15 protein-coding genes are annotated in these 18,452 nt (G+C 64.3%); 9 read left to right on the top strand and 6 right to left on the bottom strand.

The window, feature by feature from the left end; translation table 11 throughout:
- Window positions 1-48: 48 nt before the first annotated feature.
- The 3 genes from J8I87_RS16865 to J8I87_RS16855 all read right to left on the bottom strand — a co-directional run bounded on the left by J8I87_RS16865 (window position 49) and on the right by J8I87_RS16855 (window position 5,722).
- The gene (locus J8I87_RS16865; protein WP_209932678.1) at window positions 49-1,998 is read right to left on the bottom strand and encodes an adhesin; all 1,950 of its coding nucleotides are present in this window, start codon (window positions 1,996-1,998) and stop codon (window positions 49-51) included.
- A gap of 330 nt (window positions 1,999-2,328) precedes the next feature.
- Window positions 2,329-4,509, bottom strand: coding sequence for a methionine--tRNA ligase (metG, locus tag J8I87_RS16860; RefSeq protein ID WP_209932677.1), 2,181 nt, complete (start codon window positions 4,507-4,509; stop codon window positions 2,329-2,331).
- A 562-nt stretch (window positions 4,510-5,071) separates the two neighbouring features.
- Window positions 5,072-5,722, bottom strand: coding sequence for an OmpA family protein (locus J8I87_RS16855; RefSeq protein ID WP_209932676.1), 651 nt, complete (start codon window positions 5,720-5,722; stop codon window positions 5,072-5,074).
- Window positions 5,723-5,991: 269 nt separating this feature from the next.
- On the opposite strand from J8I87_RS16855, the gene apbC reads away from it, so the two are divergent.
- The 8 genes from apbC (at window position 5,992) to J8I87_RS16815 (ending at window position 13,834) form a co-directional block, all read left to right on the top strand.
- Complete coding sequence (gene apbC / locus J8I87_RS16850) at window positions 5,992-7,080, top strand: iron-sulfur cluster carrier protein ApbC (RefSeq protein WP_209932674.1); 1,089 nt, start codon at window positions 5,992-5,994, stop codon at window positions 7,078-7,080.
- 192 nt (window positions 7,081-7,272) lie between these two features.
- Window positions 7,273-7,806, top strand: a complete 534-nt coding sequence (locus J8I87_RS16845) for a superoxide dismutase family protein (protein ID WP_209932672.1) — start codon at window positions 7,273-7,275, stop codon at window positions 7,804-7,806.
- A 357-nt stretch (window positions 7,807-8,163) separates the two neighbouring features.
- Window positions 8,164-8,733, top strand: coding sequence for a dCTP deaminase (gene dcd / locus J8I87_RS16840; RefSeq protein ID WP_209932671.1), 570 nt, complete (start codon window positions 8,164-8,166; stop codon window positions 8,731-8,733).
- 83 nt (window positions 8,734-8,816) lie between these two features.
- Window positions 8,817-11,099 (top strand): arginine/lysine/ornithine decarboxylase, encoded by a 2,283-nt coding sequence (locus J8I87_RS16835; protein WP_209932669.1) that lies wholly within the window; start codon window positions 8,817-8,819, stop codon window positions 11,097-11,099.
- Window positions 11,099-11,836, top strand: coding sequence for a lysozyme inhibitor LprI family protein (locus J8I87_RS16830; protein ID WP_209932667.1), 738 nt, complete (start codon window positions 11,099-11,101; stop codon window positions 11,834-11,836). Before J8I87_RS16835 ends, J8I87_RS16830 begins: the two co-directional genes overlap by 1 nt.
- Before the next feature lie 248 nt (window positions 11,837-12,084).
- Window positions 12,085-12,762, top strand: coding sequence for a CsgG/HfaB family protein (locus J8I87_RS16825; protein WP_209932665.1), 678 nt, complete (start codon window positions 12,085-12,087; stop codon window positions 12,760-12,762).
- 26 nt (window positions 12,763-12,788) lie between these two features.
- Window positions 12,789-13,157, top strand: a complete 369-nt coding sequence (locus tag J8I87_RS16820; RefSeq protein ID WP_209932663.1) for a DUF4810 domain-containing protein — start codon at window positions 12,789-12,791, stop codon at window positions 13,155-13,157.
- A gap of 2 nt (window positions 13,158-13,159) precedes the next feature.
- Window positions 13,160-13,834 (top strand): DUF799 domain-containing protein, encoded by a 675-nt coding sequence (locus J8I87_RS16815; RefSeq protein ID WP_209932860.1) that lies wholly within the window; start codon window positions 13,160-13,162, stop codon window positions 13,832-13,834.
- 76 nt (window positions 13,835-13,910) lie between these two features.
- Here the strand turns inward: J8I87_RS16815 and J8I87_RS16810 are convergent, their stop codons facing one another.
- From J8I87_RS16810 to J8I87_RS16800, 3 genes are all read right to left on the bottom strand, one after another.
- Complete coding sequence (locus J8I87_RS16810; RefSeq protein ID WP_209932662.1) at window positions 13,911-14,831, bottom strand: bestrophin family protein; 921 nt, start codon at window positions 14,829-14,831, stop codon at window positions 13,911-13,913.
- 211 nt (window positions 14,832-15,042) lie between these two features.
- Window positions 15,043-16,449 (bottom strand): argininosuccinate lyase, encoded by a 1,407-nt coding sequence (gene argH / locus J8I87_RS16805; protein WP_209932660.1) that lies wholly within the window; start codon window positions 16,447-16,449, stop codon window positions 15,043-15,045.
- Window positions 16,450-16,566: 117 nt separating this feature from the next.
- Window positions 16,567-17,379 carry a helix-turn-helix transcriptional regulator gene (locus J8I87_RS16800; RefSeq protein ID WP_209932658.1) on the bottom strand — a complete coding sequence of 271 codons (813 nt, stop codon included), beginning with the start codon at window positions 17,377-17,379 and terminating at the stop codon, window positions 16,567-16,569.
- Between the two features lie 170 nt (window positions 17,380-17,549).
- Here J8I87_RS16800 and J8I87_RS16795 point away from each other — a divergent pair, with 170 nt between their 5' ends.
- Window positions 17,550-18,302 (top strand): class I SAM-dependent methyltransferase, encoded by a 753-nt coding sequence (locus J8I87_RS16795; protein WP_209932656.1) that lies wholly within the window; start codon window positions 17,550-17,552, stop codon window positions 18,300-18,302.
- Window positions 18,303-18,452: the final 150 nt, after the last annotated feature.

Genomic DNA, 18,452 nt, shown 5'->3' with positions numbered 1-18,452 from the left:
TCGCGAACGGCCGGCCTGTGTGAGGGGAGAAAGGGCGGGGCGGATGCGTTACCTCGCGGTGCGCGGTTTTGCCTTCGCTTTCGCTTTCGCCTTTGCGTCTGTTTTTGTGTTTGCGCTGGCCACCGACGCCGGCCGCGCCTGCGCGTTCACCAGCGCCAGAACGTTCCGACCGAACTCTTCGGGCCGCCCCTCGAAAATCCGCTCGACGGCCTTGTCGTCGATCAACCGGCGACGCAGCGTTTCACGCTCTTCATGCTGCGTCGCGAGCCGCACGGCGGCGCGCACGTATTCATCAACCGAGTGCGTGGTCAGCCACGCGGGCACGCCCGCGCGGGCGAATAGCCCGCTGTCGATATGCTCGAAGACCTCGGCGCCGCACAGATTGACGCCGGGCAAGCCGAGCGTGAGCGCATCGACGATGCCGTTCGTATTGCCGAACGGGAGCGGGCTCACGAACATGTCCATCACGTTGATGACCTTCAGGTATGTGGCGTAGCTCAACCCGCCGTACACGAGCACGTTCTCGCGCGGCAGCGCGGCGTGTATCAGGCGGCGAACGTACGCGATATCGAGACCCTCGGACCACGAGGTCATGAAGTGAAAGCACACGGGAATGCCTGCCGATTCGATGATCCGCCGGCACGCGTCGAGAAAGCGCGGATTGAGCTTCATCGCGCTCGCCGTCACGGCGATATTGACGTACGCGCCGCGCTCGGGAATGTTCGGCGTGATGTCGGTGAGCAGCTTCGACGGCACGTACGGCTGGCCGTCTTTCGGCAGGCGCATCAGCTTCTCGCTGAAGCATGCGGGATCGCCGACGAAGTCTTCCTCGACGCTCACATAGTCGATGCACTCTGCGTGCATCGTCGCGGGATGGCCGAGGGCGGCGATCTGCAGCGGGGCGATGCGCACGCTGGTCATGAAGATCGTGTGCGGGAACATGCCGACGCTCGGCATGTACAGCACGGCGGGCGGATTGTCGCGCGCGAAGTCCTGCACCTGCCGGACGATCTCGCCGACGTACTCCGGATGCTCGAACGGAATGAAGCGGTCGAACACGGCGCGGCCCGCCTCGTCCACATGCTGCGCCTCGCCGAATGCGACGACTTCGAAACGCTCGCGCGCGGCGAGCATCGTGCGCGAATGCGTGCGATAGATCGAATGGCCGCCGTTGAACCACTCGAGCACGACGATCATCAGCGGCTTGCGCTCGGCGTGCGTGCCGGATTGCTGCGCCATCGTCGCGGCGCGGCCGACCTTGGCTTCGTCGGCGAGCAGGCCGAGTTCGCCCAGCTTCTTGCGCACGAGCCGGCTGATGCCGCGCTTCATCGCGTGCCGGTTCGGCAGGTCGGAATAGCTGCAATGCATGTACGCACCGCAGACGGCGCCGCCCGGCAGCTCGTCGAGATCGCCGATCGCGTCGAGCGCGGCGGGCAGCCATTCGATCAGGCGCTCCCGCTTGGCATGCGCCGCCGGCGAGATCACGACGGCCGAGCCCACGACCGACATGCCGAGGCTCGTCGCCAGCGCCGGCTCGTGGATCGCGAGATCGGCGAGGTCGATCTCGTATTCGGATTCGACGGTGTACAGCACGATCTGCTTTCTGATCAGCGCCTTCGTGTTGCCAGGATCGTTCGTTTGGGCGTCGTGTTCGAGCAGCGCGCGCAGGATATGGTCCGTGCTGCCATACGACGACGCGACGAACAGCATGTTGAGCCAGTGGCGGGCGTTGAACAGCTGGTTGAACTGCCCATCGTTGAGCTTGAACTGCGGATCGGCGAGCAGGGCGGTGATCGCGTCGGCGATGCGTTGCAGTGTCGCCGCGGCCTCTTCGCTCGGGGGTTTGGTCGGATCGGCGAAGGCCAGATCGACGCCCGGCAGCCGGCTGCGGTTCGAAATGAAGGTATTGATCAGGTCTATCAGCGATTCATGGGCGGCATCGTGGTCGCGCGCAGCGACGAGGGTTTCGAACCGGTCGAGGGAGAAATCAGTGCTCATGTCAGTGGTCGGGTGAAAGCGGATCGCGGGTTGCGCGAGCGCGGCGTGTTCAACATGGGAGGCGGATGTCCAGACTCGCGTGACAGGCCGTGCGTGCTGGCTCGATACGGCCGCTCTGAAGCAGGTGTCGGCAGCGGGGCGGTCGTCTCGCGCGTCTGACAAACTGTTCTCAATTTTCGAAGAATTCGATCCGAAGGAATTTAGGAAGAGTCCTATTTTGAGAAAGGGCTCGGCTGCAAGGCTGCATCGTGTGGACGAAAAAAAAGCACGTCCGAAGACGTGCTTTTGGTGCGGCGCGACGGTCGCGCCGGCAAAGCGATGGGTCAAGCGCTACTTGACGCGCATGCCGGGCTTCGCGCCGCTATCCGGTTCGAGCACGTAGATGCCCGGTTCGGCCTTTTCATCGGCGGCCGATGCCGCGAGCACCATGCCTTCTGACAAGCCGAACTTCATCTTGCGCGGCGCGAGATTCGCGACCATCACCGTCAGCTTGCCGACCAGCTGCTCCGGCTGATACGCCGACTTGATGCCAGAGAACACGTTGCGCGTCTTTTCTTCGCCGACGTCGAGCGTCAGTTGCAGCAGCTTGTCCGAGCCTTCGACCGCGCGGCAATCGACGATCTTCGCAATGCGCAGATCGATCTTCGCGAAATCGTCGATCGTGATGATGCCGCTGTCTTCCGGCTTCGCTTGCGCATCGCCGTGCGCGGCCGCCGTCGCTTTCGCGTGCGCTTTGGCCTTCGCTTTCGCGTCGGCTGCCTGGGCTTCCGTCGCCGCGACCGGCTGCAGCGAGCCGCGGTTCGCGGCCAGAAGCGCCTCGATCTGCTTCGGATCCACGCGGGTCATCAGATGCTTGTACGCGTTGATCGCGTGTGCCGAATCCAGCGGCCTGTTTGCGTCCGTCCACGTGAGCGGCTCGATGCCGAGGAACGTCTCGGCCGCTTCCACGACCTTCGGCAGCACGGGTTTGAGCGCCAGCGACAGCAGACGGAACGCTTCGAGCGACACGCTGCACGTTTCGTGCAGCGCGACGGCGTTGGCGGGGTCCTTCGCCTGATCCCACGGCTTGGCCGCATCGACGTAAGCGTTGACGGAATCCGCGAGTTCCATCGTCAGGCGCAGCGCGCGGCTGTAGTCGCGCGCTTCGTAGTGCGCGGCGATCTGCGCAATCGCGCCGCGCAGCGACGCGAGCAGCGGATGCTGCATCGCGCTGTCCTGCACGCGCCCGTCGAAGCGCTTGATCAGGAAACCCGCGGCGCGGCTCGCGATGTTCACGTACTTGCCGACGAGGTCGCTGTTCACGCGCGCCTGGAAGTCTTCGAGGTTCAGATCGATGTCTTCCATCGTGCTGTTGAGCTTGGCCGCGAAGTAGTAGCGCAGCCACTCGGGGTTCATACCCGTTTCGATCACGCTGTTGGCCGTGATGAACGTGCCGCGCGACTTCGACATCTTCGCGCCGTCGACGGTCAGGAAGCCGTGTGCGAACACGTTGGTCGGCGTGCGATGGCCCGAGAATTCGAGCATCGCCGGCCAGAACAGCGTATGGAAGTACAGGATGTCCTTGCCGATGAAGTGATACTGCTCGGTTGTCGAGTCTTTCTTCACCCACGCGTCGAAATCGACGCCGCGCTTTTGCGCGAGGTTTTTGAAGCTCGCGTAGTAGCCGACGGGCGCGTCGAGCCACACGTAGAAGTACTTGCCCGGCGCGCCCGGAATCTCGAAGCCGAAGTAAGGCGCGTCGCGCGAGATGTCCCAGTCGGCGAGCTTCGCTTCGCCTGCGTCGCCCAGCCACTCGCGCATCTTGTTGGTCGCTTCCTGCTGCGCGAGGCCGCCGACCCAGCCGCGCAGGAACGTCTCGCAGCGCGGATCGGACAGCTTGAAGAAGTAGTGCGTCGAGGTCTTCTTCACGGGCGTCGCGCCCGACACCACGGAATACGGGTTGATCAACTCCGTCGGCTGATAGGTCGAGCCGCACACTTCGCAGTTGTCGCCGTACTGGTCCTTCGCGTGGCACTTCGGGCATTCGCCCTTGATGAAGCGGTCCGGCAGGAACATTTCCTTGACGGGGTCATACGCCTGTTCGATCTCGCGGGCCTCGATAAGGCCGGCCGCCTGGAGCGCCGTGTAGATCGATTCGGAAAGCACGCGGTTCTCTTCGGAATCCGTCGAGTAGTAGTTGTCGAACGAAATGCCGAAATTGTCGAAGTCGCGCTTGTGCTCCTGCCACACACGGTCGATCAGCTGCTTCGGCGTGATGCCTTCCTGCTCCGCCTTCAGCATGATCGGGGTGCCGTGGGTGTCGTCGGCGCCGACGTAATAGACCTCGTGCCCATGCATTCGCAGCGCGCGGACCCAGATGTCCGTCTGGATATATTCGACCAGATGGCCGATATGGATTTGCCCGTTCGCGTACGGCAGGGCAGACGTGACGAGGATCTGGCGGCGGCCCTTGGGCGCGCTGGCGGCGGTGAGGTCCGCGGATTGAACCGCGGTGGCGTCGGTTGCTGACATGTGGGTTCTATGGACTGGCGGAAGGTACGGGCGGCCGTCGCAGTACTGGCGGACGGCGCTGCGCCCAGGACTGCACGGACGGATGACGCTCATGCAGCTCGGGTTGTCGAACGCGGCCTCGCGGACTGTCGTCGCGCGCGGAACCGGCCCGAATCGCCGATTTTACCAGCGTGAACCCCCGGCGGCAGCGCGCGGGTGATGAGCGCCGGTGCGCGGTCCGCGTTTCGCATGACGCAAGCGAGCGGCGGCGCGGCCCTGGAAGAATTGCAGAGGGGTGGAAAATACAGACAAAAAAAACCGGGGCTGGGCCCCGGAGCAACAACGACAAGAGGAGAATGGTGACGCGGCGGCCTCGCCGCACACGTACCGTAATGAGAGACAGCGGATTTTCACAAGAGTTCGAAAATTTTTTCGATCTGCTTTTGCGGCCCGCTGTCACGTCTTGCCCGGGTATCCCGGCAAGACTTCTGCACGAAGCGCTCCGATTGCCGCTCGCGCGAGCCGCCGCAGGCGCTCGCAGACATGAGCCGCGAATCGCGCGGCCCATGCCGTCCCCACGCGCTTACTGCGCGTGCTGCGCCGTTGCGCGCAGGTAGATTTCCACGCGGCGGTTTTGTGCCCGGCCTGCTTCCGTGCTGTTGTCGGCGATCGGCTGGTTCGCGCCCATGCCCGACGCGGCCAGGCGCTGTGGCGCGACGCCGTCTTGCGCGAGCGCGTTCGTCACGCTTTGCGCGCGGTTGACGGAGAGCGTCTGGTTGTACGCCGGCTGGCCAGTGCTATCCGTGTGGCCCACGACTTGCGCAACCACTTCCGGATTCTGGTTCAGTGTCTGCGCCACCTGCGTGAGGACAGGGGCGAACGATGGCTTGATCGCGTAGCTGTTCGTGTCGAACGTGACCGAGCTCGGGATGTTGAGCTTGAGCGAGCCGTCCGGCTGCTCCGTGATCTGCGTGCCCGTGCCCTTCGTCGCGCCCGACAGCTTGTTCTTGATGTTCTGCCAGTTGTATCCGGTGACGCCGCCGACGGCCGCACCGACGCCCGCGCCGATCGCCGCGCCCTTGCCGCCGCCGAAGATCGCGCCGAGCGCGGCGCCCGTGCCGGCTCCGACGCCGGTGCCGACGGCCGTATCCGTGCCTTGCTGGGTCGCGCAGCCGCCGAGCAGCGCACCGACGACAGCCAATGCCGACAGGCGGGTCATGATTTTTGCGTTCATTGAGAGTCCTCTCTTGAGTGAAACGGTCTACACATGCAGGGGGCCGTGAATCGTGCCTATAGCCGGAAAGGGTCTTCCGGCAGGCCCCGGCGCCAGCCTCTACAATGACGATTGAGCAGGCGTCGATTCGGCCCTATTGCAAACTAGCGCGGCAAGCGTGCCAATGAGAAAGGTTTTAGGCAATGCCGGCTAACAAATTTTTTCAATATTTCAGGCGTGCGGCGCAGGCTTCGATCGTGCACCGCGCCAAGCGTTCCCACGGAGACTCAATGAGCATCGATCGGGCTTTGGTCGACGCGGCCCTCGCGGCCATCACCGACCCCAACACCCAGCGGCCCTTCGCGGCAGCGAAAAACTTCAGGAACGTCAACATCGATGGTGGCACGGTCAGCGTCGACGTGGTACTCGGCTATCCGGCCAGGCGTCAGTTCGACACGCTCCGCGCGCTGGTCGAAAGCGCGCTGCGCGCCGTGCCCGGCGTCGCTGATGTGCGCGTGCAGGTCTCGCAGGACATCGCCGCTCATACCGTGCAGCGCGGCGTCAAACTGTTGCCGAACGTGAAGAACATCGTCGCCGTCGCGTCGGGCAAGGGCGGCGTCGGCAAGAGCACGACGGCCGTCAATCTGGCGCTTGCACTCGCGAGCGAGGGCGCGTCGGTGGGCATTCTGGATGCCGACATCTACGGCCCGTCGCTGCCGATGATGCTCGGCATCGAGGGCCGCCCCGAGTCGCCCGACGGCCAGTCGATGAACCCGATGGCAGGCCATGGCGTGCAGGCGAACTCGATCGGCTTTCTGGTCGAGCAGGACAATCCGATGGTGTGGCGCGGCCCGATGGCCACGTCCGCGCTCGAACAGCTGCTGCGGCAGACGAACTGGAAAGAGCTCGATTATCTGATCGTCGATATGCCGCCGGGCACGGGCGACATCCAGTTGACGCTGTCGCAGCGCGTGCCCGTGACGGGCGCCGTGATCGTCACGACGCCGCAGGACATCGCGCTGCTCGACGCGAAGAAGGGCTTGAAGATGTTCGAGAAGGTCGGCATTCCGATTCTCGGCATCGTCGAGAACATGGGCCTGCATATCTGCTCGAACTGCGGCCACGAAGAGCACATCTTCGGCGCGGGCGGGGCGCAGCGGATGTCGAAGGAGTACGCCGTCGAGGTGCTCGGCAGTTTGCCGCTCGACATCGCGATCCGCGAACAGGCCGACTCCGGCCATCCGACCGTCGTGGCGGACCCGGACGGCCGCATCGCGGAGATCTACCGGACGATTGCGCGCAAGGTCGCGATCCATATCGCCGAACGCGCGCGCGACATGAGCTCGAAGTTCCCGACCATCGTCGTGCAGAACACCTGAAGCCCGCTGCACGGCGAGCCGCCGCGCGCTCAGGCGGCGGCGCGGCGCGCAGCACGGCCGGGTCATTCGGGGCAACTCCTCGGCGAGCGGGTAGAAAGGGGTCGAATGCGTGCCCGCTCGCGGTATCATGTCGGCTTCATCAGGTCCGGCAACGCGGTCACGGGGGCGGCCGGCGCTCGACAAGAGGATCGCATGAAAAAACGAATCGGCGGCGGGGCGATCAAGACGATCATCGTCCTGGCTGCGACCAGCACTCTGCTCTCAGGGTGCATGGGTTTCCTGAGGCCACAGGAGAAACGCGCAGACGCGCAACTGAGTCCGACGCTGGGTAACCAGGCGCGCGGGATGGTCACGTTTATCGAGCGTTCGGACGGCGTGCAGGTCACCTACAACCTCACCGGCCTGCCGCCGAACAGCGATCACGCGCTGCAGGTTCACGAACGCGGCGACTGCAATTCCGCCGACGGCTCGGGCGCGGGCGCTGTGTTTGCGCCCGCTGCGGAGCGCCTGAAGATCGGCGCGCGCGTCGAGGGCGATCTCGGCAATATTCACGCGGACGCGGCGGGCGTGGCGGCGGGCTTCATCGTCGCGCCGGACGTTTCGCTCGACGGCGTGCGCTCCGTTCTGCAGCGCGCCGTGCTGCTGCACCGGGATGCATCCGATCCCTACGCGTACCCGCAACATAGCGCCGGTCCGGCGCTCGCGTGCGGGCTGATTCGCCAGTAAGCCCTTTCCGGGCCGCTCGCCCGCGTTACACCTCGTCAGCCAATCGTTTGCGCCGGGTGCACATTCCTTCCGCCGCTGTTCATTGCCGTTTCCCGTTGATTCCCCGCTCTCCGATTTGCCGGTTCGATTTCCGCTGTGAATTGCGCTCTGAACCACGCCGTGATTCGCGCCGTCACGCCTTGGCCACGGTCCGGGCGGAACCTGCGGACATCGCGCGTCGGTCAGCGCAATTCGCGCTGCTTCGGGCGCGGGCGCCGCGTTCGCGTAAAATAAGCGCCTTTCTTCCGGCGGCTAGCGTTTCGAAAGCCAACGCCAAGCGACAGCCGGCCCGATTTCACCCGTCAGCAGCGTTCACCTATGAGCATCAAATCCGACAAGTGGATCCGGCGCATGGCCGAAGAACACAAGATGATCGAGCCGTTCGCGCCGAGCCAGGTGCGCACGACGGAAGACGGCCGCAAGATCGTCAGCTACGGCACGTCGAGCTACGGCTACGACATCCGCTGTGCCGACGAATTCAAGATCTTCACCAACATCAACTCGACCATCGTCGATCCGAAGAACTTCGACGAGAAATCGTTTGTCGATTTCAAGGGCGATGTCTGCATCATCCCGCCGAATTCGTTCGCGCTCGCCCGGACGGTCGAGTATTTCCGCATTCCGCGCAGCGTGCTGACGGTGTGCCTCGGCAAGTCGACGTACGCGCGCTGCGGCATCATCGTCAACGTGACGCCGTTCGAGCCGGAATGGGAAGGGCACGTCACGCTCGAATTCTCAAATACGACACCTTTGCCTGCCAAGATCTACGCGAATGAAGGCGTCGCGCAGGTGCTGTTCTTCGAAAGCGACGAGATCTGCGACGTGTCGTACGCGGATCGCGGCGGCAAGTACCAAGGCCAGCATGGCGTGACGTTGCCGAAGACGTAACGCCAAAGCGCACTGAATCACCAGCTACCCGGGTGACCGCTGCGTATTGTTGAGCAGCGGTCGTTCTTTTTGGAGAATCGCCCATGAAGTTTCGTTTCCCCGTCGTCATCATCGACGAAGATTTCCGCTCCGAGAACATCTCGGGTTCCGGCATACGGGCGCTTGCCGAGGCCATCGAAAAAGAAGGCGCGGAAGTGCTGGGTCTCACGAGCTATGGCGACCTCACGTCGTTCGCGCAGCAATCGAGCCGCGCGTCGTGCTTCATCCTGTCGATCGACGACGACGAACTGCTGCCGTACGTCGAGAATGGCGACGGCGAAGTGCCCGACCTCGCGCCCGCGATCATCGACCTGCGCTCGTTCGTCGCCGCCGTGCGCAAGCGCAACGCGGACATCCCGATCTTCCTGTACGGCGAGACGCGGACCTCGCGTCATTTGCCGAACGATATCCTGCGCGAACTGCACGGCTTCATCCACATGTTCGAGGACACGCCGGAATTCGTCGCGCGCCACATCATCCGCGAGGCGAAGGTCTATCTGGACTCGCTCGCGCCGCCGTTCTTCAAGGAGCTGGTGCAGTACGCGGATGAAGGCTCGTACTCATGGCACTGTCCGGGCCACTCGGGCGGCGTCGCGTTCCTGAAGAACCCGCTTGGCCAGATGTTCCATCAGTTCTTCGGCGAGAACATGCTGCGCGCGGACGTCTGCAATGCCGTCGACGAACTCGGCCAGCTGCTCGATCACACGGGACCCGTTGCCGCGTCGGAGCGCAACGCGGCGCGCATCTTCAGCGCGGACCATCTGTTCTTCGTGACGAACGGCACGTCCACGTCGAACAAGATCGTCTGGCACGCCACCGTCGCGCCGGGCGACATCGTGCTGGTCGACCGTAACTGCCACAAGTCGATCCTGCACGCGATCACGATGACGCACGCGATCCCCGTGTTCCTCACGCCGACGCGCAATCATTTCGGCATCATCGGGCCGATTCCGCGCGAAGAATTCAAGCCGGAAAACATCCGCAAGAAGATCGAGGCGAATCCGTTCGCACGCGAGGCGCTTGCGAAGAACCCGAACCTCAAGCCGCGCATCCTGACGATCACGCAGAGCACGTATGACGGCGTGATCTACAACGTCGAGATGATCAAGGATCTGCTCGGCGATCTGCTCGACACGCTGCACTTCGACGAAGCGTGGCTGCCGCACGCCGAGTTCCACGACTTCTATCAGGACATGCACGCGATCGGCGCGGGCCGTCCGCGCACGGGCGCGCTCGTGTTCGCGACGCACTCCACGCACAAGCTGCTCGCGGGCATCTCGCAGGCTTCGCAGATTCTCGTGCAGGATTCGGAGAACAGCACGTTCGACCGCCACCGCTTCAACGAGGCGTATCTGATGCACACGTCGACGAGCCCGCAGTACGCGATCATCGCGTCGTGCGACGTGGCTGCCGCGATGATGGAGCCGCCGGGCGGCACGGCGCTGGTGGAAGAATCGATTGCCGAGGCGCTCGACTTCCGCCGCGCGATGCGCAAGGTCGATGCCGAATACGGCGACGACTGGTTCTTCAAGGTCTGGGGCCCGGAAGAGCTCGCGGAAGAGGGCATCGGCTCGCGCGACGACTGGATGCTGCGACCGAACGACCGCTGGCACGGCTTCGGCACGCTCGCGGACGGCTTCAACATGCTCGACCCGATCAAGGCGACGATCATCACGCCGGGGCTGGATGTGGACGGCGAATTCGGCGAGACGGGCATTCCGGCCGCGATCGTCACGAAGTATCTGGCCGAGCACGGCATCATCGTCGAGAAGACGGGCCTGTACTCGTTCTTCATCATGTTCACGATCGGCATCACGAAAGGCCGCTGGAACTCGATGGTGACCGAGCTTCAGCAGTTCAAGGACGATTACGACAACAACCAGCCGCTGTGGCGCGTGCTGCCCGAGTTCGTCGCGCAACATCCGGCGTACGAGCGCATCGGCCTGCGCGACCTGTGCGAGCAGATCCATAGCGTCTACCGCGCGAACGACATCGCACGCCTGACGACGGAGATGTACCTGTCGAGCATGGAGCCGGCGATGAAGCCGTCCGATGCGTTCGCGAAGCTCGCGCACCGCGAGATCGACCGCGTGCCCATCGACGAGCTCGAAGGCCGTGTCACGTCGATTCTGCTGACGCCGTACCCGCCGGGCATTCCGCTGCTGATTCCGGGCGAGCGCTTCAATCGGACCATCGTCAACTATCTGCGGTTCGCGCGCGAATTCAACGAGCGCTTCCCGGGTTTCCATACGGATATCCACGGGCTGGTAGGCGAAACCATCAACGGGCGCATCGAGTACTTCGTCGATTGCGTGCGCGATTCGTGATGACGAAGCCCGCATTGCGCAGCGGGTCGCAGCGCCGCGCGCGCGAGGGTGCGCGAGCGATGTTGTGTGCGCTCGTTTCGGCGTGCGCGCTGACGTGCGCGCCCGGCGCGGCGCATGCGGAAGTCGCTGCCGCCGACCCGATCGACGCGTCGATGCGCACGTGTCTCGCGCGCGCGGACATGTCGTCGACGCTGGGGCAGGTGCAGTGCATGGACACCGCGCGGCTCGCGTGGCAGACGTCAATGGACCAGTCGCTCCAGAAGCTGCTCACGAGCCTGCCCGACGCGCAGCGAAACAAGTGGGAAGAAAGCCAGAAACGCTGGAAGGCGTGGCGTGAGGCCGACGGCAAGCTGCTTGCCGCAGTGCTCGCGACTACGAGCGGCACGTCGTATCAGCTCGCAGGCGCCGACATGCAGTTGCAGCCCGTGCGCGACCGCGCGCTCGTGCTGCGCGCCACCGCCGCGAACGCGGGCAAGCAGGACCCGAAGACGCGCCCGCGCGCCTGTTCGTTCGATGCGCAGTGCGAGCACGCGATGTTCGACCTGAACCGCTATTACCGGCGTCTGCATGCCAAGCTGCCTGCACATTCACGCGCGATGCTCGCGCGGGCGCAGCGCGCATGGACCGCCTACCGCGACGCGACCGTGCCGCTCATGGACGCGCGCTCGCAGGTCGATATCATCGGCGCGCGGGTCGCGATGCTCAAACGCATGGGCGATACGGCCGGTAACGACTGAGTCGTCCCGCCTTCAGATTGCTTCGAATCACCAAGGTCTTCTTCTGGCAGGCGTTGTCACGCGCCATGCGTCACTGCGCGCAACCGCGCGGGTGCCCGCCGCCATGTGACAGTTTTTCAAAGTTGCATCTGCAAGTGCCGCTATCTTACGCCGCGTTACCAGAGCGTCGGATAGAAGCACGGCACGCAGCACGCCCGTTTCGGAAGGCGCTGGAAACACTCGCCATTCTTTAAAACGGGATCAATATCGTGAAGCCATCCTCACCTTTCGCATTGCTCGTCGCCGCGCTGGTTGCAGCGGCGCTGAGCGGATGCGCGACGGAGTCGTCGCGCACGCTGCCGACGCCTCAGGTCAGCAGCGCGGCCGTACCGTATGCCGGCAAACGGGTGCCCATCGCCGTCGGCAAGTTCGATAACCGCTCGAGCTATATGCGCGGCATCTTCTCCGACGGCATCGACCGTGTCGGCAGCCAGGCAAAGACCATTCTGGTTACGACGCTGCAGCAGAGCCAGCGCTTCTCCGTGCTCGAACGTGACAACCTGGGCGAGATCAGACAGGAAGCCGCCATCGCGAACAAGACGCAGAAGCTCAAGGGTGCGAACTACGTGATAACCGGCGACGTCACCGAGTTCGGCCGCAAGGAAGTCGGCGATCAGCAGTTGTTCGGCATTCTGGGCCGCGGCAAGAGCCAGGTCGCGTATGCAAAGGTCAGCCTGAACATCGTCGATACGGCGACCTCCGAAGTGATCGCATCGAGCCAGGGCGCGGGCGAGTACAGCCTGTCGAATCGCGAGATCATCGGCTTCGGCGGCACCGCATCGTACGACTCCACGCTCAACGGCAAGGTGCTCGATCTCGCGATCAAGGACGCCGTCGATCATCTCGTCCAGCAGGTCGATGCCGGCGCGCTGCAATCCGCGAACTGATACTCCCACGCTTCACATCAAAGAACATGTCAACGAGAACGAATCTGACGACGGGCATCGCGCTGTCCGTCGCGGCCGCGTGCGCGCTGCTGTCGGGGTGCGCGAACACGACGAAGAGCGTGGCGCTCTATCAATGGGACGGCTATCAGCCGCAGGTCTACGAATACTTCAAGGGGCAAACCAGCCCGCTCCAGCAGATCGATGCGCTCGAAAAGGCGCGCGAGCAGATCCTCGCGAAGAACGCGTCGGCGCCGCCCGGTTTCCATGCGCATCTCGGGATGCTGTACGCGAGCGTCGGCAAGGATCAGCAAGCGAAGCAGGAACTGCTCGCCGAGAAGCAGTCGTTTCCTGAGTCGGCCATCTACATGGACTTCCTGTTGAGCAAATTCCAATGACCATGACCCGCTTTCTCTCATTCAGGCTGATCGCCGCGCTGTCCGTTCTGTTCATGCTGACGGCGTGTGTCGCGCATGCGCCCCGTCAGGCGGATTACACTGCGTTTCGCAACAGCAAGCCGCGCACGATTGTCGTGCTGCCGCCCATCAACGATACGGCGGACGTGAACGCGCCGTACGGCATGCTGTCGCAGATGACGATGCCGCTCGCGGAAGGCGGCTACTACGTGGTGCCCGTCGTCGAAATGGAAGAGACGTTCAGGCACAACGGCTTGACCACGCCGAACGACATCCAGAGCGTCGCGCCCGACAAACTGCGCCAGATCTTCGGCGCCGACGCGGCGGTGTACACGAAGATAACGCAGTACGGTTCGAAGTACATGGTCGTCGACAGCACGACGGTCGTGTCGGCAAGCGCGAAGCTGGTCGATCTGCGTTCGGGCGACACGCTTTGGCAAGGCTCGGCAAGCGCGACGGGCAAGGAGCTGGGCGCAAATTTCGGCGCCAATACCGGATTGATCGGGGCGTTGGTTCAGGCGGCCGTCAAGCAGGTCGCGCATACGTTGACGGACGAGGCGCACGACGTTGCCGGGCTGACGAGCAACAAGCTGCTGTCGAGTGGCGGCCCGAACGGCCTGCTGTACGGGCCGCGTTCGCCGAAGTACGGCACGGACTGATGTCGTTGTCGTGACGGATGCGCGCGCCGGATGTCTCTGGCGCGCGCTTTTTTTGCGCTCGGCTCGCGCCGGTCCTTTAGGTAAGCAGATAGCCGTCCTTCGCGGCTGTCTTTTGCAGCGAAGGCTGAGCGAGCAGGTCGCGCGACGCATCTTCGATGAAAGCGCACAGCGCGTCGAGCGCGAGGTCGTTATCGTCGGTGCCGAACGGCTCCTCGATCTGCGACGCGATTGCATCGAGCGCCATGAATGTGTACGCGACGAACACCGAAAACAGCGGCGTGAATACGCCGACGCCTTCCACCAGCCCGAACGGCAACAGCGCGCAGAAGAAATACACGGTGCGGTGAATCATCACCGAATACGCGAACGGCAGCGGCGTCGACACGATCCGTTCACAGCCGCCGATCACATCCGACAGCCCGTTCAGATTGCGGTCGATTGCGTGCACGGTCCATGCGTCGAGCTTGCCTTCGCGCGCCTGCCGCTGCACCCATTCGCCGAGCCAGAGCATGATCGTCGCGGCGCGGTAGCGCGACATCATCACGCGTTCGAAAAGCGGCTTGTCGAGCCTTGCGGACAGATCCTCCGACGGATCGCTGCCTCTCAGCTGATGGCGCAGCGCGTGCGAAAAGGCACCCAATGCGCGCACGAATGCTTGCGTTTCGTTTGCGTCGATCGGCACGGAAGGCAGCGTGAGCACCTGACGCGTGAGCGAGCGCGTTTCGTTGAGCAGACGGCCCCACAGCTTGCGCGCTTCCCAATAGCGGTCATAGCTCGCGCTGTTGCGAAAGCCGAGAAAGATCGCGAGCGCGATGCCGATCAGCGAGAACGGCGTGGTGCTGAGATTGGCGGTGATCCTGACCACCTGATCGTGCACGCCGAGCGCGATCAGCGAGATGAGCAGAATGAGGCCGAGGCGCGGCAGCAGCTCGGGCAGCACGGAGCCGCGCCACGCGAGCAGCATGCGGAACCAGTGGAGTTGTGGGCGGATGATCATGACTGTGGATATTTGGAGACCTGAACTGGTGCGTTGATGGTAGCTGAGCGGGCCGCTGGACGGGAAAGATGGCAGCGGGCGATCGTCTGCGCGTGCCATCGAGAGGAGCCAGCAGCGAGGCTGCCCGTGACAATGGCGAAGCCCGGAAGCAAAAAAGGCGAACTCTCGCAAAAGAGCCCGCCTTCGGCACGAACGGAAACGACAAAAAAGATCAGCTAAGCGCAGCGCGTGCAGCGGCGATCGCGGCGCGCACCTGATCCGGCGCGGTGCCGCCCGGATGATTGCGGCTCGCAACCGACCCCTCGAGCGTCAGATATCCGAACACGTCGTCGCCGAGCAGCGAAGCCACGTTCGGCAACTCGGCCTTCATCTCGTCGAGCGAGAGATCGGCGAGATCGCAGCCACGCTGATCGCAGATACGCACTGCATGCGCCACCGCCTCGTGCGCGTCACGGAACGGCAGGCCGCGCTTGACGAGATAGTCGGCGAGATCGGTCGCCGTCGAGAAGCCTTGCAGCGCGGCCGAGCGCATCGCGTCGGGTTTCACGGCGATGCCAGCGACCATCTCGGCGAAGATGCGCAGCGTATCGGCAACGGTATCGACGGTGTCGAACAGCGGTTCCTTGTCTTCCTGGTTGTCCTTGTTGTACGCGAGCGGCTGGCCCTTCATCAGGGTCAGCAGCGCCATCAGATGGCCGTTCACGCGGCCCGTCTTGCCACGCGCAAGCTCGGGCACATCCGGGTTCTTCTTCTGCGGCATGATCGACGAGCCGGTGCAGAAGCGGTCGGCGATATCGATGAAACCGACGCGCGGGCTCATCCACAGCACGAGCTCTTCGGAGAAGCGCGACACGTGCGTCATCACCAGCGCGGACGCCGCCGTGAATTCGATCGCGAAGTCGCGGTCGGACACGGCGTCGAGCGAGTTCGCGCAGATGCCGTCGAAGCCGAGCGTCTTCGCCACGGCATGACGGTCGATCGAATAGCTCGTGCCCGCGAGCGCGGCCGCGCCGAGGGGCAGACGGTTCACGCGCTTGCGGCAATCGACCATGCGCTCGGCGTCGCGCGAGAACATCTCGACGTAGGCGAGCAGGTGATGGCCGAACGTCACGGGCTGCGCGACCTGCAGATGCGTGAAGCCGGGCATGATCGTAGCGGCGTTCTTCTCTGCGAGGTCGAGGAGCGCGACGCGCAAATCCTTCAGCAGATCGCCGATGCGGTCGATCTCGCCGCGCAGCCACAGACGGATGTCGGTCGCGACCTGGTCGTTGCGCGAGCGGCCCGTGTGCAGGCGCTTGCCAGCATCGCCGATCAAGGCGGTGAGGCGCGCTTCGATGTTCAGGTGCACGTCTTCGAGATCGAGTTGCCATTCGAACTCGCCGCGCTCGATTTCACCCTTGATCTGCGCCATGCCGCGCTGGATCGCCGCGAGATCGTCGGCGCTGATGATCTTTTGCGCGGCCAGCATCGACGCGTGCGCGAGCGAGCCTTCGATGTCGACGAACGCGAGACGCTTGTCGAAAAAGACCGACGACGTGTAGCGCTTGACGAGTTCCGACATCGGCTCGGAGAAGCGAGCCGACCAGGCTTCGCCTTTTTTATGCAGTTGGGACGTCATGGTGATGGGCAGTGTGCGAGGTGAAGACGCGGACGGCGCGCTGACACCGCGCCGCCTCGAAGGAGACAACGATTTTAACACCCGCCGCGCGCGCGGCTTTCCCGCCACCGGGCGGCATCATTCGCGCACGAGCACGACGAGTTTCAGGTCTTCGCGGTGCGCGGGCTTGAACGTGATCTGGTGGTAGACGACAAGGCCGTCGCGCGGATGATTGAACTGCCGCTGGCCGCCTTCGCGCTCGTTGACGTCCTGCGACGCCCAGAAGCGCGCGAACGCGTCGCTTGCGGCCGACAGCGAATCGATCAGCGAGCGGGTGGGCGCGTCGTTCTGGTGACGGATCGAGTCGGCGCGATATTCGGCGGCGAGGCGCCGCGCGCGGATTTCCCAGTCGACGATCAGGCGGCGCGCGTCCGGCGACAGGAACGTATAGCGCAACAGATTGCGGTCGTGCTCGCCGTCGAGCCAGCCGACGAACAGATCCGCCGCGGGATCGTTCCACGCGAGCGCGGTGAACTGGCGGTCGAGCACGTAGGCGGGAGCGTTCACGAGCTGCACGGTCTTGAGCAGCATGGTGGGCGCGTCGGCCGCGGCGGGGTCGGGCTCGGCGGGGTCGCGCTGCGCGGCGAGCTCGAACAGATACGCGCGTTCGGCGCGCGACAGTTGCAGCGCGACGGCGATGCGCGCGAGCGCATCGGCCGACGCGGACACGGGCCGTCCCTGTTCGATCCATGTGTACCAGGTCGGGCTCACGCCGCACAGCTGGGCGACTTCCTCCCGGCGCAGGCCGGGCGTGCGGCGGCGCGGGCCGGGCGGCAAGCCGACCGCTTGCGGCGACAGGCGCTCGCGATGCGCGCGGATGAACTCGCCGAGCGCTCGGGCGGGCGTTGCATCGAGTGGCGGGGCGGAATCGACGGAAGACGGCGTGATCATATGGCGGACTGCGGTGGGTGGAGTTGTCGATACCAGAATAATTGGTTGACTTGTACCGGTACAGGTCGGGTTCTATTGTAGCGACTGGAACGGCGCGTGCGAACAGCGGGCCGGTTCGAGTCCTCAGACAATGATCCTCACAGGCGGCCCGGAAAGGGCAGGAGCGCACGATGAAGCATCACGACCAGGTAGCCGACGCATTCGGCTCGACAGCAGCCGCGTATCTGACGAGCCAGGTTCACGCGACGGGGGCGGATTTGCAGACGCTGGCGGCCTCGGTGGCCGCGACGCCTGGCGCGGCCGTGCTCGACATGGGTTGCGGCGCGGGGCATGCGAGCTTCGCGGTCGCGCCGCACGCGGCGTCGGTCGTCGCGTACGACATCGCGCCGCAGATGCTGGCTACGGTCGCGGCGGCGGCGCAGGAGCGCGGCTTGGCCAACGTTCGTACGCAGCAGGGCGCGGCGGAACAATTGCCGTTCGACGATGCATCGTTCGACTGGGTGATCAGCCGGATGAGCGCGCATCACTGGCATGACGTACGGTTGGCGCTGGCTGAGGTGCGGCGGGTCTTGAAGCCGGGCGGGCGTGTGCTGTTCATCGATATCGCCGGCAGCGATCATCCGCTGCTCGACACGCATTTGCAGGCAGTCGAAGTTTTGCGCGACGCCTCGCATATTCGCGATTATCGCGGTGATGAGTGGGTGTCGTTTTTTGCTGCTGCTGGCTTTTCTGCTGCCGTGCGCGAGCGGTGGAGGCTGGATATCGAGTTTGCTTCATGGGTTGCGCGGATGCGGACACCGGAGCCGCGCGTCGCGGCGATCCGGTCGATGTGGGCATCCGCGCCGGATGAAGTGCGGGAGTATTTCGATGTGCAGGAGGATGGATCGTTTAAGCTCGATGCCGTCCTGATCGAGGGGTGGTGATTTTTTTATCTGCGAATGCGGTTTGTTTTTGCCGCTGTCGCTGGCATCCGCGATGCGGTTTGCTTTGCCGCTATCGCTGGCATCCGCGATGCGCCTCGCGGCGCAGGCGTTGCCCCTGTGCGGGGCGGCACCTACTTTTCTTTGCCGGCT

The organism is Paraburkholderia sp. LEh10 (assembly GCF_017814945.1).
Classification (GTDB): Bacteria; Pseudomonadota; Gammaproteobacteria; order Burkholderiales; family Burkholderiaceae; genus Paraburkholderia.
Note: the sequence above shows the minus strand (reverse complement) of the source record. Positions and strands in the feature narration are given on the sequence as shown.